The 26,842-nt window shown below is 70.2% G+C and carries 16 protein-coding genes and 1 riboswitch; of the genes, 2 read left to right on the top strand and 14 right to left on the bottom strand.

The window, feature by feature from the left end:
* Window positions 1-100 precede the first annotated feature (100 nt).
* The 4 genes from CUC05_RS09265 to CUC05_RS09250 form a co-directional block, all read right to left on the bottom strand.
* Window positions 101-2,761 carry a M20/M25/M40 family metallo-hydrolase gene (locus CUC05_RS09265; protein ID WP_170127966.1) on the bottom strand — a complete coding sequence of 887 codons (2,661 nt, stop codon included), beginning with the start codon at window positions 2,759-2,761 and terminating at the stop codon, window positions 101-103.
* A 163-nt stretch (window positions 2,762-2,924) separates the two neighbouring features.
* Window positions 2,925-3,473, bottom strand: coding sequence for a cob(I)yrinic acid a,c-diamide adenosyltransferase (cobO, locus tag CUC05_RS09260; RefSeq protein WP_108665825.1), 549 nt, complete (start codon window positions 3,471-3,473; stop codon window positions 2,925-2,927).
* A complete protein-coding gene (locus CUC05_RS09255; protein ID WP_108665824.1) occupies window positions 3,470-4,888 on the bottom strand; it encodes a cobyrinic acid a,c-diamide synthase CobB in 1,419 nt (472 codons plus the stop codon). The genes cobO and CUC05_RS09255 overlap by 4 nt, the downstream gene beginning before the upstream one ends.
* Complete coding sequence (locus CUC05_RS09250; protein ID WP_108665823.1) at window positions 4,885-5,661, bottom strand: (2Fe-2S)-binding protein; 777 nt, start codon at window positions 5,659-5,661, stop codon at window positions 4,885-4,887. The genes CUC05_RS09255 and CUC05_RS09250 overlap by 4 nt, the downstream gene beginning before the upstream one ends.
* A 53-nt stretch (window positions 5,662-5,714) precedes the next feature.
* Window positions 5,715-5,908: riboswitch (cobalamin riboswitch) on the bottom strand.
* Between the two features lie 82 nt (window positions 5,909-5,990).
* Between CUC05_RS09250 and CUC05_RS09245 the strand changes: the two genes are divergently transcribed.
* The gene (locus CUC05_RS09245; protein WP_108665822.1) at window positions 5,991-6,251 is read left to right on the top strand and encodes a hypothetical protein; all 261 of its coding nucleotides are present in this window, start codon (window positions 5,991-5,993) and stop codon (window positions 6,249-6,251) included.
* 27 nt (window positions 6,252-6,278) lie between these two features.
* On the opposite strand, the gene CUC05_RS24630 is transcribed toward CUC05_RS09245, so the two are convergent.
* Window positions 6,279-7,736, bottom strand: a complete 1,458-nt coding sequence (locus CUC05_RS24630; protein WP_157965401.1) for a glycosyltransferase 87 family protein — start codon at window positions 7,734-7,736, stop codon at window positions 6,279-6,281.
* On the bottom strand, window positions 7,733-9,172 hold the full coding sequence (locus CUC05_RS24625) for a glycosyltransferase family 87 protein (protein WP_157965400.1): 1,440 nt from the start codon (window positions 9,170-9,172) through the stop codon (window positions 7,733-7,735). Before CUC05_RS24625 ends, CUC05_RS24630 begins: the two co-directional genes overlap by 4 nt.
* Before the next feature lie 32 nt (window positions 9,173-9,204).
* Here CUC05_RS24625 and CUC05_RS09235 point away from each other — a divergent pair, with 32 nt between their 5' ends.
* Entirely contained in the window at window positions 9,205-10,089 is an 885-nt protein-coding gene (locus CUC05_RS09235; protein ID WP_108665821.1) for an exodeoxyribonuclease III, read from the top strand.
* Between the two features lie 13 nt (window positions 10,090-10,102).
* Here CUC05_RS09235 and CUC05_RS09230 read toward each other — a convergent pair whose 3' ends face one another.
* From CUC05_RS09230 to CUC05_RS09185, 8 genes are all read right to left on the bottom strand, one after another.
* Window positions 10,103-11,722, bottom strand: a complete 1,620-nt coding sequence (locus tag CUC05_RS09230) for a hypothetical protein (protein WP_157965399.1) — start codon at window positions 11,720-11,722, stop codon at window positions 10,103-10,105.
* 283 nt (window positions 11,723-12,005) lie between these two features.
* Complete coding sequence (locus CUC05_RS24620) at window positions 12,006-13,556, bottom strand: DUF6777 domain-containing protein (protein WP_157965398.1); 1,551 nt, start codon at window positions 13,554-13,556, stop codon at window positions 12,006-12,008.
* 278 nt (window positions 13,557-13,834) lie between these two features.
* Window positions 13,835-17,941: a DNA-directed RNA polymerase subunit beta' gene (locus CUC05_RS09210; protein WP_108665817.1), complete on the bottom strand. Its 4,107-nt coding sequence runs from the start codon at window positions 17,939-17,941 to the stop codon at window positions 13,835-13,837.
* 36 nt (window positions 17,942-17,977) lie between these two features.
* Window positions 17,978-21,628, bottom strand: coding sequence for a DNA-directed RNA polymerase subunit beta (gene rpoB / locus CUC05_RS09205; RefSeq protein WP_420810898.1), 3,651 nt, complete (start codon window positions 21,626-21,628; stop codon window positions 17,978-17,980).
* A 472-nt stretch (window positions 21,629-22,100) separates the two neighbouring features.
* Complete coding sequence (gene rplL, locus CUC05_RS09200) at window positions 22,101-22,478, bottom strand: 50S ribosomal protein L7/L12 (protein WP_108665815.1); 378 nt, start codon at window positions 22,476-22,478, stop codon at window positions 22,101-22,103.
* 75 nt (window positions 22,479-22,553) lie between these two features.
* Entirely contained in the window at window positions 22,554-23,075 is a 522-nt protein-coding gene (rplJ, locus tag CUC05_RS09195) for a 50S ribosomal protein L10 (protein ID WP_108665814.1), read from the bottom strand.
* A 241-nt stretch (window positions 23,076-23,316) separates the two neighbouring features.
* Entirely contained in the window at window positions 23,317-25,143 is a 1,827-nt protein-coding gene (locus tag CUC05_RS09190) for an aldehyde dehydrogenase family protein (protein WP_108665813.1), read from the bottom strand.
* A complete protein-coding gene (locus CUC05_RS09185; protein ID WP_108665812.1) occupies window positions 25,140-26,837 on the bottom strand; it encodes an FAD-dependent oxidoreductase in 1,698 nt (565 codons plus the stop codon). Before CUC05_RS09185 ends, CUC05_RS09190 begins: the two co-directional genes overlap by 4 nt.
* Window positions 26,838-26,842: the final 5 nt, after the last annotated feature.

Below are 26,842 nucleotides of genomic sequence, written 5' to 3'. Positions count from 1 at the left end.
GAACGGCGAAAGGGCCGGCCACCCGAAGGCAGCCGGCCCAGACGTTGGCCGTTCGGTCAGGGGGCCCGTGGGACGGGTCCCCTACCGGATGGTCACCGGATCAGGACGCGAACCGGTTGTTGTAGTCGCCGTGGCCGTGGGCGTGCTCGGCGTCGTAGGCCACGTGGACGGTCGTGGAGTGCGCGGCGCTGGCGGCAGCGAACGCTTCCTCGGTGTCGCGGGCCGGGATGCCCTCCAGGGAGTTGGCGTACTGCATCGTCACCGAGGCGATGGCCCCGATGTTGTCGCCGAAGACCCCGAGGTCGAGGTTGTCGATGTCGTCGCACGCCTGGTGGTAGCAGGAGTCGTACGCCTCGCCGGCGGTGCCGCCGAACAGCTCGGCCTCCTCCTCGGTCTTGATGCCCTCCGCACCGGTGAACAGGCCACCGGCCGGGATACCGACGCTGATGAACGCCTGGTAGTCCGAGCGACCGCTGAACTCCGTCGGCGTCGAGGGGACGTCGATGGAGGTGAAGAAGTCCTCGAAGGCCTCCTCGATGTCGTCGGAGCCGGGGGGACCCTCGAGCTCGAAGGCATCACCGTCGCCGTCGTAGACACCGCGGATGAAGTTGGGCGAGGCCACCATGTCGAAGTTGAGGTAGAGCTTGATCCGCTCGTACTCCTCGTCGCTGATGCCCTCCAGCATGTCGCCGTCACCGAAGATGTAGGAGTCCGAGCCGACCAGGCCGCTCTCCTCCGCACCCCACCATGCGAACCGCACGGTGTTCTCGGTCTGGATGTCGTTGGACGCGAGCTCGCGGGCGACCTCCAGGATGGCGGCGCTGCCGGAGCCGTTGTCGTTGATGCCCGGACCCTCCGGGACGCTGTCGAGGTGAGCCCCCAGCATCACGACGTTGTCGGGGTTGGTCCCGGGCCAGTCGGCGATGATGTTGGAGCTCGTCTGCGGGGTGACCGAGGTGGTCGCCTCGATGGTGATCTCCGCGTCCGGGTCGCCGGCCAGCGCGAGGCCGGTGGCGAAGTCCAGGCCGATGGTCACGAAGTCGGGGTCGACCTCGCCGCCGAGGGTGCCGAGGACGACGTCCTGGGTGCCCTCGTCGGAGCCCTGGTTGAAGACCATGGCCGCAGCGGCCCCGGCCTCGAGCGCGTTGGCAGCCTTCACCGCGAAGGCGCAGCCACCACGCTGGATCAGGGCGATGTTGCCCTCGGTGAAGCCGTCGAAGTCCTCGATCTCGCAACCCGAGTCGGAGTCGCCGTCGTTGGCCTCTCCGGTGCCGGGGTTGCCGGCGCCGAGGTCGGCGTCGACGAGCTCGGCGACCCCGGTGACGTCACCGGATCCGGAGTAGCTCATGATCGATGCCTGCTCCTCGGTCAGCTCCTCGCCGTCGACGGTGACGACGGTGGGCGCGAGCTCCTCGAACAGCGAGAAGGCGAACTCCTGCGTGGTCACCTCGAAGCCGGTGCCCTCCAGCTCGCCGAGGACGTAGTCCACCGACAGCTCGTAGCCCTCGGTGCCCGACGCGCGGGTACCCAGCGGCTCGGCCTCCTCGCCCTCCTGGCGGGTGGCAGCGGGGACGGAATCAGCGATGGCCTGAAGGGCCTCGAGGACCTCCATGCCTCCGCGGACGTCAGCGCGGGCGATGACCTTCTCCGCGTCGGTGCACGGCTCGGCGGGGGTGGCGGCGGTCCGGGCGGCCTCGACGACCTCGTCGGACACCGCCGCGATGCCACCGGCGACGTGCAGGTCACGGAACGCGCAGGTGGCGCGCTCGGCCAGGAAGGCGGTGACGTGCTCGCCGAGCTCCTCGCCCTCGGTCAGCAGGACCGGAGCGGGACCGTCGTAGTCCAGCGCCGCGTGGGCACCGATGGCCAGCGCGTCGGCGAAGTCCTCGCCGGTCGCGATGTTGACGTGGCCCGGGGTGAAGCCCAGCTCGGACTCCGCGAAGCGGGCCATCTGGACCGACAGCAGGCCCGGCGAGGCGCCGAGGATGCGGGAGACCGAGACACCGTCGAGGGCCGTCAGCGCACCGGCAACGTCGTTGGAGACGTAGCCGGGGCCGCCGGCGACGATGACGTCGGTGATGCCGAGCTCGGTGATGGCGGTGCTGGCGGCGGGCGACAGCTCGTCGGGGTTGGTCAGGACGAGCGGCCAGCCAGCGGCAGCGCTGACGGGGCCGGCGATGACGGCACCGACGTAGTCGCCGGAGCTGGCGACGATGGCGGTGGTCGCCCCGTTGTCCAGCGCGCCGTCGCCGTCGGCGTCACCCAGGCGGGCGACCTCCAGGGCGGTCTCGTCACGGTTGGTGCCGGCGACGCGGGTGACCTCGCCGTAGATGGCCAGCTCGGCCTCGACCTCGTCGCTCACCGCGGCGGGGCCACCGACGAGGACGATCCGCTCGGGGGCGAGGCCCTCCAGGGCGGAGGTGGTCGCGATCGGCAGCTCGTCGGGCTGGGCGAGCAGGATCGGCGCGTTCTCCAGGCCCGCGGCGTAGGTCGCGGCGAGGGCGTCGGGGAAGTTGTCGCCCAGCGCCACGATCACCGTGCCGGACTCGAACGCGGCCGCCTGCGCGCTGGCGTCGATGGCGATGTCGGCGGCGGTGTCGTAGCGGCTGCCGCCCAGGAGTCGGATGGCCGGGACGGAGTCGCCGGAGTCGATGACCTCGATCGCGTTCGCCGGCAGGATCGCCAGGCCGAGCGCGAGGACGAGGAACACCGCGGTTGCAGCGCTGGAGGCGATGCCCCAGCGCGAATGACGTGCAGTCAATTCAATCCCTTTCGTCGGAGTGTCGGCGCATGCCACGGCGGGCACCACCCCGATCCACCCCGTCAGTTGTTCCAATGCGCGGGGACACTAGCCCTACGACGCCTGTCGGACAACCGTTGTGCACGAGCAACGTTCACGGCATCCGTTCGTCGCCGCGTCGGGTTCACCACTCGATGCCGGGCTGCGCCTTGATGCCGGCGTCGAAGGGGTGCTTGACCTTCGTGACCTCGCTCACGAGGTCGGCGAGCTCGACCAGCTCGGCCGGTGCATCACGCCCCGTGATGAAGACGTGCTGGTGCCCCGGCCGCGTCCGCAGGACCTCGATGACCTCGGCGGTGTCGACCCACCCGAACGTCATCGGGTAGGTGAACTCGTCGAGCAGCAGGAAGTCGTAGGTCTCGTCGGCGATGCGGCGCTTGACCTCCTCCCACCCCTCCCGGGCCAGGTCGGCGGACTCCTCGAGGTCGCGGCTGGTCCATGTCCAGCCGTCACCGACGGAGAACCAGTCGATCGTCCCGCCCACCTCCGACGCCGACAGCGTCTCGGCGGCGACACGCTCCCCGATCCTCCACTTGCCGGACTTCACGAACTGGTACACCCCGCAGCGCCAGCCCTGGTGCCACGCGCGGTTGAGCACCCCGAACGACGAGGAGGACTTGCCCTTGCCGTGTCCGGTGTTGACGAGGAGGAGGGGGGTCGATCGGCGACTCATGGTGACTCCAGGGAGGTGGGGGACGTCGGTGGATGGTCAGTCGTGCGTGCGGCGGCAACCAGGCGCGTGGCTGCCTGCGGGTACGCCGCCCAGTGGGTGTGCAGGTAGGAGGCATGGATCGACGCGGTGACGAAGCCCTCGTCCCGGTCCTCCACACGCCAGGCCACACCTGGTGTGGCATCACCCTCCGTGCCGACGGGGTCGGCGCCGGCGGGCGGATCGGTGACGGTGCGGTGGAACTCGTGGGCGGTCACGACCTCGCCCCGCCGCCAGAGGATCGAGTCGCTCGCGGCGATCGCCCGTCGGTAGCCGAGCGTCAGCCGCGCGTCCATGGTTGCGGTGACCGGGAGCACATCGGCCTGGCGGGTGCCGTCGAGGTCGTGGCAGAGGTAGAGGAGCCCACCGCACTCCCCGACGACCGGTCGACCGGCGGCCGCGTGGGCGCGGATCTCCGCGAGCATGGCCGTGTTGTCGGCCAGTGCGTCGGCATGCACCTCGGGAAAGCCGCCGCCCAGGTAGACGACGTCGGTGCCGACCGGCAGCGACGCATCGTGCATCGGGTCGAACGGCAGCAGGGTCGCCCCGGCGGCCTCGAGGAGCTCGAGGTTCTCGGTGTAGCGGAAGGAGAAGGCCGGCCCACCGGCGATGGCGACCCCGACCGGGGGGCCGTGGACGCGGTCGGTCGGGGCGGGGGACCATGCCGGCACGTCGGGAACGTCGGCTGTCCGGGCCAGCCGCATCACCGCGTCGAGGTCGAGGTGGGCTCCGACCCACTCCCCCAGCGCAGCGACGGTCCGGTGGGCGTCCGCGCGGCGTTCGTCCGCGGGGACGAGCCCGAGGTGGCGGGAGGGTGTCGCCAGGTCGTCCATGCGCGGCAGGACCCCGACGACCTCGACACCGGTCGGCTCGATCGCCTGCCGCAGCAGGTCGGCGTGCCCGGGCGAGCCGACACGGTTGAGGACCACACCAGCGAGGCGGGTGCCCGGGTCGAAGGTGGCGAAACCATGCACGATCGCCGCGGCGGAGCGGGCCATGGCACCGGCGTCGACCACCAGCAGGACCGGCGCACCGAGGAGGCGTGCAACATGGGCGGTGGACGCCGTCAGCTCGGTCGGGGACTTGCCGTCGAACAGGCCCATGACCCCTTCGACGACGGTGATGTCGGCGCCGGTCGCGCCGTGTCGCGCGAGCGGGGCGATCAGGTCAGCCCCGCTGAGCCACACGTCGAGGTTGCGGGCCGGCCGGCCGGTGGCGATCGAGTGGTAGCTCGGGTCGATGTAGTCGGGACCGACCTTGCTGCCCTGCACGACGTGACCGGCGGCTCGGAGCGCCGCCATCAGGCCGGTGGCGACGGAGGTCTTGCCGACCCCGGAGGCGGTGCCGGCGACGACGACGGTCGGCACGGGGGCGTTCATGCGTGGGACCCGGCACGCTGCATGACCGAGGCGATGGACTTGGCGCGCCACTCCTCCGTCGGGGTCAGCGGGCAACCGGTGCACAGCTCGTAGCGTTCGCAGCGGTAGGCCAGGCAGCACGAGCTCCGGCGCCACGCCAGGCCAACCGCACCCCCGGCCTCGATGCGCTCGAAGGTCGGTGTGCCCCACAGCGGCGGGTCGGCTGCCTCGAGCAGGAGCGCGCTGCCGTGTGCGGCGGCCTCGGCGTCACCGGCGGCGTCGTGGGCGTGACCGGCGGTGGTGGCCAGGGCGTCGGCCAGCTGTCCCCACATCGCCCGCTTCCCGAGCTTGCCGACCCGGCGGAGGCGCTCGACGACGGGCCGGTAGTGCTCGACGGCGCGCGGGGCGGCCGTGTCCGGCGTGTCGAGGGTCGCGTCGGTGACGGCGATGCCGTTGAACCAGCCGCGGGCGCTTCGGCGCAGCCACAGGTCCTCGACGGCGTAGGCAACCGCGACGCCGTGCTGGTGCACGGGGGCGCCGGCCAGCAACGCCAGCGGCGAGGCGAAGCGGCTGGCGAGGAACGCCGTGGCGACGTCGGCCAGCCCCTCGTAGTCGGGGGCCATCTCGCGGACCCTCCGGGCCAGCCGGGTCTCCTCGACGAGGGTGGTGAAGGGGAACCAGGTGCCGTGGTGGTCGACCTCGGTCGGTGGACGGCCGAGCATGACGGGCATCCACGACGTGGCGCAGTCGGACAGCACGGTGGCCACGGCAGGGTGGTCGGTGGTGTGGGTCATCGGGCGGTCGAGCGGCGGCGCCGCACGGCCCTCCTCTCCGTCGGTCGCGGATGGTCGGGCTCTGCGCTGCAGCCGGTCTCCTGGCTGCCAGATCGACGCGTCGTCGCCGGCCTTCCCGGACACGAGGTCCAGTGGTCAGTTGGCGGGACGCTCCCTGGTCACAGTTGCGACGACAGCGCCGGATTCTCACCGGCTTCCCGTGCACTGCAGCATTCGAGCGACGCGCACCGTAGCACGGCCGTCGTCGACGCCACGACCGCGGCCCGGGCGCGCCGACGGGTCGAGGAGGCGTAGCGTCCGGCACAGCCGATCAACCGACGGAGGCCCCGATGACTGTTTCCCGCCACGCGACGAGGCTGCTGCTCGTCGTTGCCGTACCGCTGCTCCTGGCCGCCTCGTGCGAGGCCACCCGGGACCTCGAGGGGGTCCGCGCGGTCGATCCGGACAGCGCCGTGATCATCCGCAACGCCGACGCCTACCCCAACATCTCCATCCTGTGCGTGGAGGGCACCGGCATCTTCACCACGACCCGCGAGGCCGCCCCCGTCGTGATCCCCGATTCCGACGTGTGCGTCTCCGACCCCGAGTGAGGTGGCGGTGGACGGTCGACCGTTCGCTCACCGACCGGATCCGGGCAGCTGGGGAGATTCCGGCTGTGACCACCGCACTGCCGCCACGGTCAGCGCGATCATGACGGTGAACAACGCCCAGGACAGGGGCAGCCAGTAGTCAACGAAGTTGGGCCAGATGCCCCATCCGATCGTGGCGGCTGCGCCAGTTCCGCCGACCACGGCCAGACGCTGCCAGGCGGGGGTTCGGTCGCGGCTGCCGATGCCGAGTGCCCACAGTGCAGCGAAGGTCAGGACGAACTGCGGGGAGTAGATCCGGTTGCCGAGCATGAAGGCCAGCGGTGCCAGCAGCGCCCATCCGAGGACGCGGTCCGGGCGTCGCCACGCAGCCACCGCGGGGCCGATGACCACGACGAGCAGCACCGCTGTCGGGACCCAGGCGACGGACGGGTCGAGGCCGTCGACGCCGACCCACGGGCGGTCCGGCCGAGGCGCGAACCCCAGCAGGTGCAAGGGCAGGAACGGGAGGGACTCCGCGGTCAGCTCCCGTATCGCATGGAACCGGTAGGCGTCCACTACTGCACCGCGCTGTTCCGCGGTCAGCAGGAACGGGACGTGGGGCAGGAGGAATCCGGCAGCGGTCGCTGCCGCGAACCACGTGGCCAGCCGTCGTCGCCCCGCCCGCCACCACCCGATTGCCAGGACCACAGCCGCCAGCCCCGGCGTCCATTTGGCGGCCGCGCCGAGACCGAGCAGCAGTCCCGATGCACTCCCAGCCCGACGCGCGTCGGCCTCCTCCTCCCGTCGCTCGTCGAGGCCTGCGGCAACCGCGAGTCCGGCGACGAGGAACGCGGTGGGGAGGGCGTCGTAGCGGATCAGCACGAACAGGGTGATGGTCGGCCAGAGCGTCATCGTGGCGACCGCCCACGGCTGCACCCGTCGAGCCAGCACGACGACCGTGCCTGTCCACAGCGCCGCCAGCAGCACCCCGACCGCCACCCCGAACCCGATCGGCAGCGCCCGGTCGAGCAGCGTCGCCAAGCCGAAGACGATGACACCGAGCGGCGGGTACTCCGCGGGTTGGTCCACGGGTAGACCGCCCGTGTCGATCAGCGCCACACCCTGCCGTTGGTAGACCTGCAGGTCGGAGTCGTCGGGGCCACCGACAAGGACCTGCACGATGAGGAGGCCGAGCAGCAGCGCCGCGGACGCCATGACCACCGTGGCAGGGCGAAGGCCGACCCTGCCTGATCGGCGGACCCGGTGGTCGGCGACGACCACGGCCGCCAACGGGAGGGCGACGGCCAGACCGGCGGTGACCACCGACCAGTACGGTCCGGCGCTCTGCCCCTCCCGGAATGGTCCGTCCCACAGCACGGCATGACCCGCGACGGCGATCACGACCGTCGCCCACAGCAGGACCGCAGGACGAGCGGCCCACGGAACGGTCCGGCCCTGCGCTGGTGGCGCCGGTACCTGGGGAACACGGTCGACAGCGGCGCTCATCGAGCCTCCTTTGCCACATGGACCTGCCGCTCGACGCCGGGGGTGCAGGGCGGGGGCGGCGGGACCTGCCACGTACGCCGTTCGTCGTCGCTGGTCCAGACCTGTCGCGACGTCCCGACCGCACCGAGCGAGCCAACCGCGGCGACGACGGTTGCAGGCACGTGCCAGCTCTGGAAGTTCACGCGCCACTGGGGGGCGAGCAGGAACATGACGACGACCGCCAACGCCGATACGGCGAGGAGTCGCTCCCTGGCATCGGGGCCGGAGGCCATCCGCCGGGCCGACCACACCCCCCACGTGCTCGTCGCCAGGCCGAGCAGCACCACCCCGCTGCTGATGGCGTCGACGACCGACGGCTCGACCCCTCGCGCGGCATACAGCGGCCACCAGATGCTGTTCACCATGACGGTGTAGGGATCTGGACGCGCAGCCGGTTCGGCCATGGCCTCGAGGCCGTGCAGGCCGATATCGGGGAACGCGAAGAACGGGACCTGCAGGACGAGTGCGACGACGCCGGCAAGCATCACGCGCCCCCAACCCGCCCGTACGAGGAACAGCGGGGCCACCGCCAGCGCTGGCAGCTTCACCGCAACCGCCAGCCCCCACAGCACCGCTGAGCGGGTCGGGCGGTGCCCCTCTGCCAGCAGCCAGACGGAGGCGGCCAGCAGGACGCCCATCAACACGTCGTTCGCACCCGTCAGCCCGACCTCCCGCACCAGGGTGGCGTTCAGCCCGTACAGCGCGGCGGGCAGCAGCGCGAGGATCGGCAGGGTTCGCCCACGCCCGGAGGCCACCCATCCCCCGACGCACAGCAGGCCAGCCCCCAGCGCGTCCATCGCCCACGCCGCCATCCGGGCAGCCACGAACGTCTCCCCCAGCACCAGGCCGTCGGGCACCAGGGCGACGAACGGGAGGTGCCACAGGATCGTCCCGGCCGGGTACTGGTAGACCGGGGCGTAGGTGTAGGGGTTGGCCTCGACGTAGGGGTTCAGGCCGGCGAGGACCTGCCGGGCGGCGTACTCGCTGGCCTGCGGGATGTCCGCGATCCCGGGATCGACCCAGGCCCACACGGCCCTGATCGCCACGGCGCCCATGACGATGACGAACATGGCGGGGATCGCAGGGACGTGACGGCGCGCCCACCCCCGTGGTGGGGCAGTCGGCGGCAGGCCGTTGCGGACGACGTCGACCAGCAGCACGATCATGCCGGACAGCGAGGCCACGGTGATCGCCCATCGCACGGGGAACGACGTCAGGCCGGGCACGGCAGCGAAGTGCAGCCCGAAGGTCGGCAGCGTCGTGGCCAGCAGCAGCGCCAGCCGTCGGCCACGCAGTCCGGCGGCGTGGGCCAGGGCGGTCATCACCGGGGTGACGAGCAGCCAGAGCAAGCCGTAGCGCGGGACCCCGGCCCCGTAGAAGAAGAGGTCGTGGATCATGGCCGGTTCGCCTGCCGATAGCCTGAGGCGCGATGCGCCTGGTCACCTACAACGTCAACTCGCTCGGCGCCCGGCTGCCCCGGGTCCTTGCCCTGCTGGAGGAGCACCGCCCCGACGTCGTGCTGCTGCAGGAGACCAAGTCGTCCCCCGAGGCCTTCCCGCACGCCGAGCTGGCCGCGGCCGGCTACCTGGCTGCCGACCAGTCCGGGGGCCGCTGGGCCGGGGTCGCGGTGCTGGGTCGGGCCGAGCACGGCGTCGACGACGTGTCCGTCGGCCTGCCGGGTGAGCCGGACCCAGACCAGGCCCGCTGGGTCGAGGCACGAGTGGGGGGTGTCACCGTGGTCAGCGTCTACGTCCCCAACGGCCAGCGTGTTGACTCGCCGCAGTACGCCAGCAAGCTGGTCTTCCTCGAGGCCATGAGCGACCGGATGGCTGCCCTCGCCGCCGCGGGCCCCGTCGTGGTCGGGGGCGACATGAACGTGTGCCCGACCGACCTCGACGTGTGGGACCCCGCGGCCCTGCACGGCGGCACCCATGCGACCGACCCCGAACGGCGGCGGTTCCGTGGCCTGCTCGAGGCGGGCTTCTCCGATGTGTTCCGCGCCCTGTATCCCGACGACACGGGGTACAGCTGGTGGGACTACCGGGGCGGCGCCTTCCACAAGGGCTTCGGGCTGCGGATCGACTTCCTCCTGGCCAGCCGGGAGATCGCCGACACCGCCACCGCCGCCTGGATCGACCGGGAGTTCCGCAAGCCGACCCGAGTTCCCGACAGCAAGCCGTCGGACCACGCCCCGTTGCTGGCCGACCTCGACCTGGAGCTGCAGCCGGGCCCCTCCGCCACCGACGACCCCGCCGGGCTGGTCGCGCAGCGAACCGCGGGCGAGGCCCAGCCCGAGCAGCTCGGGCTGATCTGACCGGCGGGGTCGCTCACGCATCGGGGTCGACCTCCGCACCACGCGGCTCGGTCAGGTCCAGCACCGTCATGCCCGGCCCGAGCGCCGGTACCGGTCCCCGGAGCGGCACCCCGCCGATCCCCCAGGTCGGCAGCAGGTCCCATCGGTAGGTGAGGGGGATGCTCGGCTGGTGGTCCAGCAACATCCGGCCCCGTGCCCGCATCGCGGTGTACACCGGCGCGGTGGCCGGGTCCGCGGTGTACCGCTGCTCCATGTAGGTGGACACGACGGCGACGCACCCGCACGCGAGGACCTCGGGGGTGTCCCCGAAGCCGAAGACCAGCCGGCCTCCGGTGGCCTCGGCGGCAGCAGCGCCGATGCCGGTGTAGGACTCCGTCCAGACCGGCACGTCCGCGAGCCCCTCGACGACGAGGACCTCCTGCAGCCGCTCGGGGAAGCCGTCCCGCGTGTCGGGGGCCTGTCCCACCCGCAGCAGTCGCACCCCGTCCGCGGCGGCCGGCACGACTGCCGCAACCAGCACGAGGGCCAGCGCCGCTGCAGCCGCGTCCAGCCGGCGCTCCCGTCCCTGCCATCGACGCCACGTCCAGTCGGCGGTGTCCGCGGCCAACCCGCCCGCGAGGGCAGCCAGGACGGGCAGGACGACGATGACGTAGTGGGGGAAGACGATGCGTGACAGCCCGATGACCGCGAACAACCCGACGGCGTAGGCGGTGACCAGCTTCGTCGCCCGGTCCCCGCGACAGGCGCCCCACACGACCCCGGCGACCAGCAGCCCGGTGACCAGCCAGCCGTTGCTGCCCGGCAGGGTGACGGTCAGGTGGTGCCACCACGTGGGTCCGCCGTGGTCGTAGCCCAGGTGCCCGGTGGCCTGGTGGTCGACCTGCCACAGGAACCCGTCGACGAAGGCACGGCTGAGCACCGAGCCACCGGTGGTGACGACGAACGCCGTGAGCGCCAGGAGGAGCAACGCCTCGGCCGCCAGCAGGCGGCGTGGCCAGTCCAGCTCCTCCTCCAGCATCACCGCCAGCATCGGCACGACCACGACGGTGATGCCCAGGTACTTCATGCCTCCCGCCCCACCGGCCCAGAGGGCAGCCGTCGACCACAGCAGCAGGCGCTGGCGCAGATGTGCACGACGCCCCGCTGCGACCACGGCGACGAGGGCGAGCAGGACGCACAGCACCTGCAGCTGGTCCGGCCCGATCATCCGGGCCGAGCGGACCATCACGAAGCCGGTCGCCACGACGGTCCCGGCGACCCACGCCGCCATCGGCGCCGCCCGCCGTCCGATCCCCGCAGCCAGCAGGCCCGTCACCGCGACGACGCACAGGGCCACGAGCACGAAGACGATGCGGGTCCAGCCGTACACCTCCGCGACCGAACCGGACCGGTCGACGACACCGACGGCCTCCCCCAGGCGGATCCCCGCCGCGGCCACGATCGAGGAGCCGAGTGGCCAGTCGAACGCCGGGGGGACGACGCTGCCGTCGAGCACCAGCTGCGCCCGGCTCATCACCGTCGGCTCGTCCGGCTGGGTCATCGGAAGGCCGACCAGCAACGAGGGCACCCGCAGCGCCGCGGCAAGGACCACGGTGGCCCCCACGGCAAGGCTGACCCCCGGGTGACTGCGCATTCCGAGGAAGGTAGGTACCGATTCGTACAGCTACTTCGGCGACACTTGGCCGATGGTTCAGTAACCGATCACGGTCGGTAGCCGTTGGGCCTGGGCCCGCGTGGGGACGCGCCTCCCACCGAATGGAATCGCCTCCACCGTTGGATGGAATCGCCTCGGGCCAGCCCCACGAACCCGCTGGCACGTGGGACGACCGGATGGAACGGCCTCCATCCCGCGCGCTTGGGCACTGGATCGGAGTCGATTCCATCCGGGTTGCCGGTGCCGGCGGGGCACACGGACGTCAGGCGGTGTTCGACACCGTCCCCTGGTCGTCGGTGGCGAAGAGGATCCCTTCCCTGTCCGCCCGGCAGAAGTCGGCGATGTACAGCTCGCCGTTCCCGTCCACGGTCACCGTGGTGCTGTAGACCTCACCTGCCTGGTCGTGGCACGTCAGCGTGACCGACTCCGACGGGAGGTACCCGCTGAGTGTCAGGGAGTACACCAACGGCTCGCCGGAGTCGTTGGCAGTGCCGTTCCGTGCCAGCGTGAGCGATGGTGCAGACGTCGGCGGTGCAGGCGGTGGCGGTGGCGCGGGCGCGGGCGCCGGTGCAGGGGCAGGCGCCGGAGCCGGAGCAGGTGCCGGAGCCGGAGCCGGGGCAGGAGCCGGAGCCGGAGCCGGGGCAGGAGCCGGAGCCGGAGCCGGAGCCGGAGCGGGCGCGCTCGACGCCGTGGGTGCTGGGGGTGTCGTCGGCGCAGGGGTGGCCGACGGGGCGGCCGAGGCGACCACCGGGGGTGGCGTCGGCAGGCCCGGGATCGGCGGGATCGTCGTCCCCGGAGGGGCATCCCGGTCGTTCTGGTGGCCGTTGGGGCCGGCGGGGCGCTCGAACGGCACCCCGGTGGTGATGTCCACGAGGATGAAGTTGTTGATGACCACCGGCGCGGGCTGGACCACGATGATCGTGGCCGGCTCGAAGTCGGGCCAGACACGCCCGCGGTAGCGTGGCTCCGCTGCCTGCGGGGGGATGAGCGGGTTGCCGCACGCGCACTTCACGCGTGGAACACCCTTGTCGTCCACCAGGACGGCGGTGCCGCGCTGGAGCACCGACTGGATGCGGTTCGCAGCCCCGTTGCGGAAGCCATGGTTGGTCACGCGGGTGTCCCGGGCCAGGAGGATCGACGTCAACGTCTCGACGTAGGCAGGGATGTCCGCCACGGCCAGCGTGCCGCCCGGCCAGTTCAGCTCCGAGTCGGCGTTCAGCGCCCCGATCCATGCGGCGGCCTTGTCCGGGTTGGCCTGCAGGAACGCCACGAGCTGCGCGGCGTCGCACGACGCGCTGTCCCTGGTCCCGCCGTACAGCCCCGGCTCACCGCCACGGTTGCTCGACACCGGCGTCGCAGGTGGCTCGACGACAGAGATCGTCGGCGCCGGCGGCTTGGCGAACGCCGGATCCGGCGGCGGCGACAGCGGAGCGTCGCTGAAGGGGTCCTCCCCCATCTCCTCGGCCGGTTCCAGGAACACCTCCAACCCGTCACCAGCGAGCGCGACGTTCTCGTCGTCGTCCGACAGCAGCCGCGGGACGAACACACCGGCGGCCACCAGGCCCAGCGCCACGACCACACCGAGCACGACCTTGCCGGCCCTGCCGCCCTTCTCGGGCGGGGGCGCGCCGTACGGGGCCGGTCCTCCGTATCCCTGCTGCGGCGGCTGCCCGCCGTACGGCGGCTGGTTGCCGTACCCCGGCGGCGGCTGGTTGCCGTACGGGGCCTGTCCCCCGTATCCCTGCTGCGGCGGCTGCCCGCCGTACGGCGGCTGATCGCCGTATCCGGGCTGTGGAGGCTGATTCGGATCCATGGGTTGTCTCCTGCCTTCCAGCGTCCGTCGATACGGACGCGCGCAACCACCGGCCGGCCCGACCCGCCAGCCGTCCCGACTCGAACGCCCCTCCCGCCTGTCCTGGGGAACTCGATCGGAGGACAGTATCCGAAGACGCCACTCCGTGTGCGTCCCAGAAACGATTTCATCCCTCGTGACCAGAAGTGACTAGCCCTTGACGGTGGGCGGTGGAATGCGGAACGGCCGGCCCCGATGGGGCCGGCCGTCCGGTGTCTCTCGCGCTGGCGGCGGGAGGGCTAGTACGCGCCCTCGCCCATCGACCAGCCTTCCTCGACGTCCCAGTCGCCACCCTCGCCGAAGCTGTCGAGCAGGTCGGCGGGCAGGATCTGCTGGGGCATCTCGGTCGGCACGGCGGTGACCTCGCGGTACCGACGCAGGCCGGTCCCGGCAGGGATCAGCTTTCCGATGATGACGTTCTCCTTCAGCCCGTTGAGGCTGTCGGACTTGCCCTCGATCGCGGCCTCGGTCAGGACACGGGTCGTCTCCTGGAAGGACGCGGCGGACAGCCACGAGTCGGTGGCCAGCGAGGCCTTCGTGATGCCCATGAGGACCTGACGGCCGTTGGCGGGTGCCAGGCCCTCGTCGAGGGCGGCACGGTTGCCCTTGGCGAACTTGAGGCGGTCCACCAGCTCACCGGGCAGGAAGTCGGTGTCACCCGGCTCGATGATGTTCACCCGACGCAGCATCTGGCGAACGATGAGCTCGATGTGCTTGTCGTGGATGGACACACCCTGCGACCGGTAGACCTCCTGGACCTCGGTCACCAGCAGGCGCTGGGTCTCGCGGGCACCCAGGATCTCCAGCATCTCGTGCGGGTCGATCGACCCCTCGGTCAGCTGCTGACCGACCCTGACCTGGGCACCGTCCTCGGTACCGGGGGTCAGGCGGGCACGCGTGGACACCGTGATGGTCACGATGTCCTCGTCGTTGCCCGGGTCGATGTGCAGGTCCATGCCCTTGTCGCCCATCTCGATCTTGAGCGAGCCGGACACGGGAGCGATCTCGGCCTTGCCCTTGGGGGACCGGGCCTCGAACAGCTCGACGACACGCGGCAGACCGTGGGTGATGTCCTCACCCGCGACGCCACCGGAGTGGAAGGTACGCATGGTCAGCTGGGTACCGGGCTCACCGATCGACTGGGCGGCGACGATGCCGACCGCCTCACCGATCTGGACCTGGCGACCCTCGGCCAGCGCACGGCCGTAGCACTTGACGCAGACTCCGACCTCGGCCTCGCAGTTCAGCACGCTGAACACGCGGATGTTGCGGTCGGCGTCGGTGGGCTGGGTGTCCAGCTTCTCACCGGTGTCGGGGTGCTCGCCCTTGACCAGCACCGAGCGCAGGGCCCGGATCTGACCGTCGGCGATCTCCGTGCCGGCCTCGACCAGGACGTCGTCGGTGCCCGGGAACATGATGTCCTGGGCCACGATGCGACCGAACAGCACCTGGCTGTCGCGCTCGCCCACCCGCACCGGGATGCCGCGCTGCACGCCGCAGTCCTCGGTCCGGATGATCAGGTCCTGGGCGATGTCGACCAGGCGACGGGTCAGGTACCCCGAGTCCGCGGTCCGCAGCGCCGTGTCGGCCAGGCCCTTGCGGGCACCGTGCGTGGAGATGAAGTACTCCAGGACCGACAGGCCCTCACGGAAGTTGGACTTGATCGGACGCTCGATGATCTCACCGCGCGGGTTGGCCACCAGGCCTCGCATGCCGGCGATCTGCACCAGCTGACCCATGGACCCACGGGCACCGGAGTGCGCCATCATCCAGATCGGGTTGGTCCGCTCCTTGGTGGCGAAGTTCTCCGCCATCGCGTTCTGGACCTGCTCTTTGGTGTCGGTCCAGATCTCGATGAGCGCCTGGCGACGGTCGTCGGCAGCCAGGCGGCCCTTCTCGAACCGGGTCTCGACCTCGGCAGCGGCCTCGTCGGCCTTGAGGACCAGCTCCTCCTTGATCGGCGGCGGGGTGACGTCGTCGATGGAGACGGTCACACCGGCACGCGAGGAGAAGGTGAAGCCGATGTCCTTCATGCGGTCCAGGACCACCGCGGTCTCCCACTGGGGGAAGTCGTCGGCGCAGCGGTTGACCAGGTTGGCGAGGCCCTTCTTGGTGACCAGCTCGTTCTTGAACGGCATGCGCACCGGGAAGATCTCGTTGAACAGGACGCGACCGACGGTGGTGACGATGCGCGCGCCCTTGGGGGACACGTGGATCAGCCGGTAGGTCTTCTCGACCTGGACGGGGTTGCCGTCGGCGTCGGTCTTGAGCTTGCCCCTGCCGTCGTAGACCCACTCGGTCGCCTGCTCCTCGCCGACGACCTCGTGGATGTCGGTGTCGACCTCGTCGAAGAAGGAGTCCTCGCGGACGACCTTGTCGCGGACACGGGTCAGGCACCAGTCCTGCAGGGTCACCTCGCGCATGTCGAGGGCCATGATGGCCTCGGGGGCGCCGCTGAAGGACGGGATGTTGACCTTGCCGTCGCGGACCTTGTCGAGGAACCCGGGCTCGGGGGACGTGACCCACTCGTGGGACCCGAAGGCGAACGTCAGGTAGTAGGCACCGAGGACCATGTCCTGGGTCGGCGTGGCGAGCGGACGCCCGTTGGCCGGCGACAGGATGTTGTTGGCCGACAGCATGAGGATGCGGGCTTCCGCCTGCGCCTCGGCCGACAGCGGCACGTGGACCGCCATCTGGTCACCGTCGAAGTCGGCGTTGAACGCCGAGCAGACCAGCGGGTGGACCTGGATGGCCTTGCCCTCAACCAGCTTCGGGATGAAGGCCTGGATGCCGAGGCGGTGCAGCGTGGGGGCACGGTTCAGCATCACGGGGTGGTCGGAGATGACCTCCTCGAGCACGTCCCAGACCTGGCTGCGCTGGCGCTCGACCATGCGCTTGGCCGACTTGATGTTCTGGGCGAAGTTGAGGTCGACCAGCCGCTTCATGACGAAGGGCTTGAACAGCTCCAGCGCCATCTTCTTGGGCAGGCCGCACTCGTGCAGCTTCAGGTGCGGACCGACCACGATGACCGAACGGCCCGAGTAGTCCACGCGCTTGCCGAGCAGGTTCTGGCGGAACCGGCCCTGCTTGCCCTTCAGCATGTCGGAGAGGGACTTCAGCGGACGGTTGCCCGGTCCGGTGACCGGACGACCACGACGGCCGTTGTCGAACAGCGCGTCGACGGCCTCCTGCAGCATCCGCTTCTCGTTGTTGACGATGATCTCGGGCGCACCGAGGTCGATCAGTCGCTTGAGGCGGTTGTTGCGGTTGATCACGCGGCGGTACAGGTCGTTGAGGTCGGAGGTCGCGAAGCGACCACCGTCGAGCTGCACCATCGGACGCAGGTCCGGCGGGATGACCGGGACGGCCTTGAGCACCATCGAGGTCGGGTCGTTGCCGGTGGTCCGGAACGCCTCGACGACCTTCAGGCGCTTGACGGCGCGGGTCGCCTTCTGCGAGCGGGTCTTGCGCTTGCCGGCCTTGATCTTCTCTGCCTCGTCGGCGAGGACCTGGCGCAGGTGCTCGGCCTCGGCCTCGAAGTCGATCTGGGACAGCAGCTGGCGGATCGCCTCGGCGCCCATGCCACCGTTGAAGAACTCGCCGAAGCGGTCACGCAGGTCGCGGTACAGCATCTCGTCGACGACGAGGTCCTGCACCTTGAGGCCGCGGAACAGGTCGAGGACCTGGTCGAGGCGCTCGATGCGGTCGTCCGCACGCTCGCGGACGATCTTGATCTGCTTCTCGATCTCGCGGCGCTTCTTCTTGACGGCGTCGGGCTTGGCGCCCTCCTCCTCCATCTCCGCGAGGACCTGCTCGAGCTCCACCTGCAGCTGGTGGACCTCGACCTCGAGCTCCTTCTCCAGCCGCTTCTTGTCGGCGTGGATCTCCTTCTCCAGCTCCGGCAGGGCCTCGGTGCGGCCCTCGTCATCAACGCTGGTGATGATGTAGGAGGCGAAGTAGATGACCTTCTCGAGGTCCTTGGGCGCCATGTCCAGCAGGTAGCCCAGGCGCGAGGGGACGCCCTTGAAGTACCAGATGTGGGTCACGGGCGCGGCGAGCTCGATGTGGCCCATCCGCTCGCGGCGGACCTTGGAGCGGGTGATCTCCACACCGCAGCGCTCGCAGATGATGCCCTTGAAGCGCACCCGCTTGTACTTGCCGCAGGGGCACTCCCAGTCACGCGTCGGACCGAAGATCTTCTCGCAGAACAGGCCGTCCTTCTCGGGACGGAGCGTTCGGTAGTTGATCGTCTCCGGCTTGCGGACCTCGCCGTTGGACCACATGCGGATCTGGTCCTCGGTGGCCAGCGAGATCTTCAGCTCGTCGAAGTTGTTGACGTCAAGCATTCGTTGTTGTCCTCCTGTGGGACGGATCTGGCTGACCTAGCTGGCCGCGAAGTCGTCGGTCTGGCGCTCGGGGCGGGACAGGTTGATGCCCAGCTCCTCGGCCGCGCGGAAGGCGTCCTCGTCGGAGTCGCGGAACTCGATCTCCTCACCGGACGCCGAGAGGACCTCGACGTTCAGGCAGAGGGACTGCATCTCCTTGACGAGCACCTTGAAGGATTCGGGGATGCCCGGCTCCGGGATGTTCTCGCCCTTGACGATCGCCTCGTAGACCTTCACGCGGCCCACGACGTCGTCGGACTTGACCGTCAGCAGCTCCTGCAGGGCGTAGGCGGCGCCGTAGGCCTCCAGGGCCCACACCTCCATCTCGCCGAACCGCTGGCCACCGAACTGCGCCTTACCGCCCAGCGGCTGCTGGGTGATCATCGAGTACGGGCCGGTCGAACGGGCGTGGATCTTGTCGTCGACCAGGTGCAGCAGCTTCAGGATGTACATGTACCCGACGGTGATGGCCTGGTCGACCGGCTGGCCGGAACGGCCGTCGTAGACCACGGCCTTGCCCTCGCGACCGACGATGCGCTCGCCGTGGGCACCGACGTTGGTGTTCTCCAGCAGGTCCTGCAGCTCGTCCTCGCGGCACCCGTCGAAGACGGGGGTCGCCAGCTTCTGCGGGGCGTGGGTCTTCATGTCCTCGCCCCAGCCCATGCGGTCGAACCACTCGGGCTTGGACTCGAAGTCCCAGCCGTTGGAGGCGACCCAGCCGAGGTGGGTCTCGAGGACCTGCCCGACGTTCATGCGCGACGGCACACCCAGGGGGTTCAGCACGACGTCGACCGGGGTCCCGTCCTGCAGGAACGGCATGTCCTCGATCGGGAGGATCTTGGAGATGACGCCCTTGTTGCCGTGGCGTCCGGCCAGCTTGTCGCCGTCGGAGATCTTGCGCTTCTGCGCCACGTACACGCGGACCAGGTCGTTGACGCCCGGCTGCATCTCGTCGCCGTCCTCACGCGACTGCGTGCGGACGCCGATGACGATGCCGGTGTCACCGTGGGGGACCTTCAGGGAGGTGTCACGGACCTCGCGGGCCTTCTCGCCGAAGATGGCGCGCAGCAGGCGCTCCTCCGGGGTCAGCTCGGTCTCACCCTTCGGGGTGACCTTGCCGACCAGGATGTCGCCCGGCTTGACCTCCGCACCGATGCGGACGATGCCGCGCTCGTCGAGGTTGGCCAGGACCTCCTCCGACACGTTGGGGATGTCGCGGGTGATCTCCTCCGCGCCCAGCTTGGTGTCACGGGCGTCGACCTCGAACTTCTCGATGTGGATGGACGTCAGGACGTCCTCCTTCACGAGCCGCTCGGAGAGGATGATCGCGTCCTCGTAGTTGAAGCCCTCCCAGGTCATGAAGGCGACCAGCAGGTTCTGGCCCAGCGCCATCTCACCGGTGTCGGTGCAGGGGCCGTCGGCGATGATCTGACCCGGCAGGATCTCGTCACCCTCGTCGACGGTCGGCTTCTGGTTGTAGCAAGTGCCCTGGTTGGTGCGCTCGAACTTGGAGAGGAAGTGCTTCTCCAGCGTTCCCTCGGGGGTCTTGAGGATGATCCGGTCAGCGGCCACCTCGACCACCGTGCCGCCCTGCTCGCTGATGACGACGTCACCGGCGTCGCGGGCAGCCTTGGACTCAAGGCCCGTGCCGACGTACGGCGAGTCGCTGCGGAGCAACGGCACCGCCTGGCGCTGCATGTTGGTGCCCATGAGCGCACGGTTGGCGTCGTCGTGCTCCAGGAACGGGATCATCGCCGCGGCGACGGACACGATCTGACGCGGGGAGACGTCCATGTAGTGGACCTGGCTGGGCTGCACCTCTCGCGGGTTGCCACCGGGGAGGCGGACCAGCACGCGGTCGTTGGTGAAGGAGCCGTCGGCGTTGAGGGGCGCGTTGGCCTGGGCGACGTTGTAGCGGCCCTCCTCGTCGGCGGTCAGGTAGTCGATCTGCTCGGTGACGACACCGTTGACGACCTTGCGGTACGGGGTCTGGATGAACCCGAACTCGTTGAGCTTGGCGTAGGTGGCCAGCGAGCCGATCAGGCCGATGTTGGGACCTTCAGGCGTCTCGATGGGGCACATGCGGCCGTAGTGCGACGGGTGCACGTCTCGCACCTCGAAGCCGGCGCGCTCACGCGACAGACCGCCCGGGCCGAGCGCCGAGAGGCGACGCTTGTGGGTCAGGCCCGACAGGGGGTTGGTCTGGTCCATGAACTGGCTCAGCTGCGACGCGCCGAAGAACTCCTTCAGCGACGCTACGACCGGCCGGATGTTGATCAGCGTCTGCGGCGTGATCGTCTCGACGTCCTGGGTGGTCATCCGCTCGCGGACGACACGCTCCATGCGGGACAGGCCGATGCGGACCTGGTTCTGGATCAGCTCGCCGACGCTGCGCAGGCGACGGTTGCCGAAGTGGTCGATGTCGTCGGTGGCGTAGCCCTCGGCGCCGCTGGCCAGCGACAGCAAGTAGTTCATCGTCGCCAGCACGTCCTCCTTGGTGAGGACGTGACCGATGGGGGTCGGGTCCTCGCCCACGAGGGCAGAGGGGCGGACGTCGCGCTTGTCACCGGCGTCGGCCTCGGCCAGCGCTTCGGTGATCTGGTCGTCGACGCGGGGCTTGGCCTCGTCGGGGGTGCGCAGGCCCAGGCGGACCTGCTCCGGGCCGAGCTTCTTGTTGACCTTGTACCGACCGACGCGGGCGAGGTCGTAGCGCTTGCCGTTGAAGAAGTAGTTGATCATCAGCTGGCCGGCGGAGTCCGGGGTGGGGGGCTCACCTGGACGCAGCTTGCGGTAGATGTCCATCAGCGCGTCGGCGGGCGTCGCGATGTTGTCCTTGGCCAGCGTGCGGTCCATGATCTCGCGGATCTCGGCACGCTGCGGGTCGAAGCCCTCGGGGTCGCCGAGGACACCGAAGAACTCCAGGATCTCGTCGTCCGGGACCGGCTCGTCGAGGACCTCGCGGGCCGCGAGCTCGTACTCCTGGGTCTCGGCGTTGAAGACGATGGCCTTCAGCGCGCGGTACAGCACCGACAGGTGCTGGCGGCGCTTGCGGTCGACACGCACGCCAGCGAAGCCGCGCTTGTCGATCTCCATCTCCAGCCACGCACCGCGCGAGGGGATGATCTTGCAGCCGAAGATGTCGCGGCCGGTGGTCTTGTCGACGTCGGCGTCGAAGTACACGCCGGGGGAACGCACCAGCTGGGACACGACGATGCGCTCGGTCCCGTTGATGATGAACGTGCCCTTCTCCGTCATCATGGGGAAGTCGCCCATGAAGACCTTCTGCTGCTTGATCTCACCGGTCTGGGCGTTGACGAACTCAGCGGTGACGAACAGCGGCGCGGAGTAGGTCAGGTCCTTCTCGCGGCACTCCTCGGTGGAGTGCTTGGGGGCCTCGAACTGGTGCTCGGTCAGGCTCAGGGCCATCTGCCCGGTGAAGTCCTCGATCGGAGACAGCTCGGTGAGCACCTCCTCCAGGCCGTGCTCCTTCAGCCAGTCGAAGCTGTCGCGCTGGATGGCGACCAGGTCCAGGTCGTCGATCGGCAGCGGTTCGTGGATCTTGGCGAAGGACAGGCGAGTCCCACGGGACTTGCTGGAGGCATTGGAGAGCGTCGACAAGGCTTTGCTCCTGGGTTGTCGGGTGTGCACGACGACCAGTCCCCATGGGGTTCGGGTCGCAAGAAGGTGTCTTCGCGGCCGGCGCGTGTGGGCGCTAGCCGGTCACCGGGCAGGGCGGTGCGGTGACGTGTCCTGGGCTGCTGGTGGACACCGGACTCGCATGACCTCGGAGCATCGTCATGGACCTGGACGGCCCACTGCAGCAACGACCACCCGCACACGCAACAACGCAGCCCAAGGCGAACCTGTGCTGCGTGGATACAGACCCGACCTTGCGGTCAAGCGTGCTGGTGCTCGTGACGACTCCCTCGCCGGGTGCGAACCCGAAAGATTGGCAAACGTGAAGAATACACGGCAGAGCACGCCGCGCAACCCACCTGTCCGGGACGTCGATCGACGTCTGGAGGGCGTTTGCCGGGGAGAACGATAACACGACGAACGCCGGGCGGTCGCGATGACCACCCGGCGTTCGGTGCTGGACTGTGCCGTCCAGCGCTGGCTACTACTTGAGGGCGACGGAGGCGCCGACGGCCTCGAGGGCCTCCTTGGCCTTCTCCGCGTCTTCCTTGCTGGCACCTTCGAGGACCGGCTTGGGGGCACCGTCCACCAGCTCCTTGGCCTCCTTCAGGCCCAGGCTGGTGATACCGCGCACCTCCTTGATGACCTTGATCTTCTGGTCGCCAGCGGACTCGAGGATGACGTCGAACTCGGTCTTCTCCTCCTCGGCGGCAGCCTCGCCACCGCCACCGGCGGCAGCGACGGCGACCGGCGCGGCGGCGACGACGTCGAAGTGCTCCTTGAACTTGTCGCGGAACTCCTTGAGCTCCAGGAGGGTCATCTCCTCGAAGGCGGAGATCAGTTCGTCAACAGAAATGGCCATGTCAGTTACTCCTTGATGTGTGGGGTGATCGGGGTGATCGGGTCTGGCAGTGCGAGGTGGAAGAGCCGGACGGCCCTAGCCGTCCTTCTTGGCCTCGAGGGCCTCCATCAGGCCGGCCGTCTCGCCGAGCATGTCGTCGACCATCCGCGGCATGTAGGCCAGCATGGTCTCGAACATCCCGGCGAAGCTGGCCAGCAGCTCCTCCTGGGACTCCAGGTCCGCCAGGGCCGCCGCTTCGTCGGCGTCGAGGTAGTTGCCCTCGAGGATGGCGCCCTTGATGACGAGCTGCGGGTTGTCCTTGGCGAAGGTCTTGAGGGCCTTGGCGGCGGACGCGATGTCCTCGCCGGTGAAGGCCAGCGCCGTCGGACCGCTCAGGGTCGCGTCGGGCACGTCGTACCCGAGCTCCTTGGCGGCCAGGCGGATCAGCGTGTTCTTGGCGACCTTGTAGCTCGCGCCGCTCTCGCGGAGCTTCTCGCGAAGCTCGGCCATCTGCGGGACCGACAGGCCACGGTAGTCGGTCAGGACGGTCGCGGTGGTGCCGGACAGGTCCTCGCGGACCCGCTCTACCACGGCGGTCTTCTGGGGGCGCGCTCCCATTGGGGCTCCTAAGGGCTGGAGGGTGAGTGAGATCTGTGTGTTCGGGGCTCGACGCCTGAACGACGAACGCCCCGGCCGAGGACGGCGCAGGGCGTGATGGGCGCACACGATGTGCTGCTCACTCACCTGCGCTGGTTCGCTTCAGTTCGCGTACACGCGAACGCCAACGGTCTCGGGCGGACCCGGGATGGTACGTGGGCCGAGTCACCCACGCAACCCACCCCCGAGGCGTGACCCGCCCTCAGAGCAGGTGGAGGATCGGATCCAGGTGCGGCGGGGTGACCCGCGCGATGCGCTTGACGTTGCGTAGGTTGGCCCACGTCACGTTGTCGGTGGTCGAGTTGCCGCCGAAGGTCCCGCAGCCGAGCGTCAACGTGGGCGGCAGGTCGGTGGTCAGCCCACAGACCCCCTGCGAGCCGGGTGAGTTCACGAGGATGCGCGACGCGGGGACGGCGTCGGCGAAGGTGGCGATCCGCACCTCCGAGGCGGTGTGGACGATGGCGGTGTGGCCGGTGCCCATCTTGTCCAGCAGGGCCAGGCAGAGGGCGAGCGCCTCCTCGTCACCATCGACGGTGAAGACCGGCAGGAACGGCGACAGCTTCTCGCTGGTGACGGGCGAGGACAGGTCGGGCTCGGCCCGGAAGACCAGCACCGTGATCTCGTGCGGCCGCTCGATGCCGAGGAACCCGGCGATCGCCTGGGCGGACTGTCCCAGGACCTCGGGCCGGAACCCCGCGCCGTCCTCGGTCACGACCGCAGCCACGAAGCGAGTGGCCTCGTCGTCGTCGAGGACGGCCGCACCCATGGAGGCGAGCCGTTCCAGCAGCCCGTCGACGACCGTGGCATCGACGACGAGGTTGTGCTCGGCGCCGCAGATCAGGCCGTTGTCGAAGCTCTTGGAGGCGATGATCGACCCCGCGGCCTGGTCCAGGTCCGCGTCGGCGGCCACCCAGCAGGGGGTGTTGCCGGGGCCGACCCCGATCGCGGGGGTCCCCGAGGAGTAGGCGGCCCGGACCATGCCGGGGCCGCCGGTCGCCAGGACCAGCGCGACGTCGGGGTGGGCCATGAAGCGGGCGGTCCGCTGTCGGCTGGCCCGTTCGCGCACCCACTGCACGGCGTCGACGGGCAGGCCGTGGCGGCCGAGGACGGCATGCGCGATCGCCCCGACCTCGTCGGCCAGCGGCAAGCAGATGCGGTGGAAGGACAGGATGATCGCGTTGCCCGACCGCAGCGCCGACAGCACCTTGAACATCGCGGTGGCCACCGGGTTGGTCACCGGGATGATGGCGAACACCACCCCCACGGGCGCGGCGACGTCGGTGACGGTGGCGGTGTCGTTGTCGCCGAGCGGGCCACGGCCGACGGCCCCCTGCATGGAGTGGTGCACCCCCAGCGCCGCCCAGGCGTTCTTCATCGTCTTGTGGTCGACGCGGCCGATGTGGGTGACCTCGACCGTCCTGGCGGCGAGCGCCGCGGACGCCTCGCCGAACGCCGTCGCGAGGTCGGCGAGGACGGCGTCCATCACGTCCTCGGGGATCGCGTCGAGGGCGTGCTGGGCGGCGACACCACGGGCGACGGTCTCCTCCACGACCAGGTCCGGTGCCTCGGACTCCAGCACGCTTGCCAGCCGACCGCTGGTCGCCCGCAGCTTGCCGGCCAGGTCCGTCGCGATCGTCCGCACGACCTCCACGGCCAGGCCGGGCGCTTCCGTGGTCATGCGGGACAGGGCGTCGCGGGTCAACCAGCGCCCCCTCACCGGACCCTCGGCGATGGCGGTGGCCGACCGGGCCCGTCCGTCGAGCAGGCCGATCTCGCCGAGGATCTCCCCGGCGTCGAGGTAGCCCAGGACCACATCGGTGTCGAGGTGCTCCCCGGGGACCTCCAACCGCACCACCCCATCGTCGAGGAACAGGCAGCTGTCCCCGGGGTCGCCGGCGGTGACGATCCGGTCACCGTCCTCCCAGGCGGCATCGACGACCCACGTGGCCATGGCGGCGGCGGACAGGGCGGGGGCGGAGACTGCGGTGGCGGACACTGCGGGGGCGGAGGGTTCGACGACGCTGCTCATGGTTCGTGCTCCTTGACGTGTGCCTCGACGACCGTGGCCGGGTGCTCGTCGGCCACGGCGTCGACGGTGACCTCGACGCTGATCGGGTCGGGCGGCAGGCCGGTGGGGCGCATCCGCACCACGTCGCCGAAGGACTCCAGCGTCTCCGACAGCGTGCGGGCGCCCGACCGTCCCATCGTGACGACCTCGACGGTGGTGAGGGCGCGGACGCTGGCGGTCCGCCGGACCTCCTCGAACACCGCGGTCTCGCCGAAGTGCTGGCCGGGCCCCAGCGTCGCCACGACGCGGCCGTCCCGGACGACCTCGACGCGCCCCTCCCAGATCAGGTACAGCTTGCGGCCGATCTCGCCCTGCTCGAAGACGACCTGACCGGCCTCGAACCGTTCCCGGTCCAGCCCGACGGCGTCGTCGAGCGGCAGCTGGGTGATCTCCCGGCCGGTGAACGGCGTCAGCGACCAGTCCAGCAGCAGGCGCAGCCGGCGGTCCCAGATGGGCACGAACGCCAGCAGGAACACCTTCCACATGACCCAGCCGGCGAAGCCAGTGATGGGGACGCCGCGCAGGTGTGCGACGGCGTGGCGCCGTCCGAGCGCGCAGGCGTCGCCGAGCTCGGTGAACCCGAAGGGCTTCGGTGGTCGACCGGCCTCGACGCGGAGGATGTTCCGGCCGATCCGCCAGCCCTGCATCATCGCGAACAACGCCAGCTGCGGGCACGTCCCGCCCCTGGGGTGCGGCACGGCAGCGCAGTCGCCGCCGGCCCACAGGCCCGTCGTCCCCGGCACGGCGACGGTCTCGTCCACGATCACCCGTCCGCGCTCGTCGCGTTCGACCGGCAGCTGGTCCAGCAGCGGGCTGGAGGCGGTGCCGGTGGAGGAGATGACAGTCCGCGTCGGGATGGAGGTGCCGTCGTCGAGCCGCACGTCGGTGGCGGTCGCGCCGACCACCCGGGTGCCGGTGCGGACGTCGAGGCGGGTGCGGCGGGCGATGAAGCGTTCGGCCTTGTCCACGAGCCGGTCGTGGCGACCATGCAGCTCGGGGAGGATCCGGTCGCCACCGTGGACCAGGACGACGTTCACCTCGTCCCGGTCGACGTCGGTGAACTCGTTTCGGCACAGCCGGCTGGCCCACTCGTCGAGCTCCGTGGCGACCTCGACGCCCCCGAAGCCGCCGCCGGCCACGACCACCGTCAGCAGTCGTCGACGTTCGACGGGGTCGGGTTCGATGGCCGCCATCTCCATCATCTGCAGCAGGTGGTTGCGGGTGTGCCAGGCGTCCCGGTAGTCGCGCAGCAGCAGCCCGTGCTCCCGCAGGCCGGGGTAGCTGTCCACGTCGTCGGCGACGCCCACGGAGACGACGAGGTGGTCGTAGTCCAGGACCTGCTCGCGGCCGTCGAGCAACCGGGAGATGGTCACGCGTTGGTCGTCGAGGTCGATGGCGGTGACCTCGGCGTTCATGAAGCGGGCAGGCTGGAAGACCCGGCGGGCTGGCGAGAGGATCGCCTGCGGCTGGATGCGTCCCGACAACATCTCGCCGACGAAGCCGTGGAAGGCATGGAAGTTCGTGCGGCTGATGATGACGAGCTCGACGTCACCCCGGCGCACTGCCCGGCGAAGCGCCTTGACCAGGAACAGCGCGCAGTAGCCACCGCCGATGCACACGATCCGCGGAACCGCAGCGCCTTGCCTGCTCGCCATCGCGC

It is taken from the genome of Euzebya rosea, assembly GCF_003073135.1.
Taxonomy (GTDB): domain Bacteria; phylum Actinomycetota; class Nitriliruptoria; order Euzebyales; family Euzebyaceae; genus Euzebya; species Euzebya rosea.
The sequence above is the reverse complement of the archived record's forward strand: the minus strand, read 5'-3'. Positions and strand labels throughout refer to the sequence as shown.

Bases quoted from the DNA above. Each gene is read 5' to 3' on its own strand.
- cobO (WP_108665825.1), bottom strand. From the start codon at position 3,473: ATGAGTCGCCGATCGACCCCCCTCCTCCTCGTCAACACCGGACACGGC.
- CUC05_RS09255 (WP_108665824.1), bottom strand. From the start codon at position 4,888: ATGAACGCCCCCGTGCCGACCGTCGTCGTCGCCGGCACCGCCTCCGGG.
- CUC05_RS24630 (WP_157965401.1), bottom strand. From the start codon at position 7,736: ATGAGCGCCGCTGTCGACCGTGTTCCCCAGGTACCGGCGCCACCAGCG.
- CUC05_RS24625 (WP_157965400.1), bottom strand. From the start codon at position 9,172: ATGATCCACGACCTCTTCTTCTACGGGGCCGGGGTCCCGCGCTACGGC.
- CUC05_RS09190 (WP_108665813.1), bottom strand. From the start codon at position 25,143: ATGAGCAGCGTCGTCGAACCCTCCGCCCCCGCAGTGTCCGCCACCGCA.
- CUC05_RS09230 (WP_157965399.1), bottom strand. From the start codon at position 11,722: ATGCGCAGTCACCCGGGGGTCAGCCTTGCCGTGGGGGCCACCGTGGTC.
- CUC05_RS24620 (WP_157965398.1), bottom strand. From the start codon at position 13,556: ATGGATCCGAATCAGCCTCCACAGCCCGGATACGGCGATCAGCCGCCG.
- CUC05_RS09210 (WP_108665817.1), bottom strand. From the start codon at position 17,941: ATGCTTGACGTCAACAACTTCGACGAGCTGAAGATCTCGCTGGCCACC.
- CUC05_RS09250 (WP_108665823.1), bottom strand. From the start codon at position 5,661: ATGACCCACACCACCGACCACCCTGCCGTGGCCACCGTGCTGTCCGAC.
- CUC05_RS09185 (WP_108665812.1), bottom strand. From the start codon at position 26,837: ATGGCGAGCAGGCAAGGCGCTGCGGTTCCGCGGATCGTGTGCATCGGC.
- rplJ (WP_108665814.1), bottom strand. From the start codon at position 23,075: ATGGGAGCGCGCCCCCAGAAGACCGCCGTGGTAGAGCGGGTCCGCGAG.
- CUC05_RS09245 (WP_108665822.1), top strand. From the start codon at position 5,991: ATGACTGTTTCCCGCCACGCGACGAGGCTGCTGCTCGTCGTTGCCGTA.
- CUC05_RS09235 (WP_108665821.1), top strand. From the start codon at position 9,205: ATGCGCCTGGTCACCTACAACGTCAACTCGCTCGGCGCCCGGCTGCCC.
- rplL (WP_108665815.1), bottom strand. From the start codon at position 22,478: ATGGCCATTTCTGTTGACGAACTGATCTCCGCCTTCGAGGAGATGACC.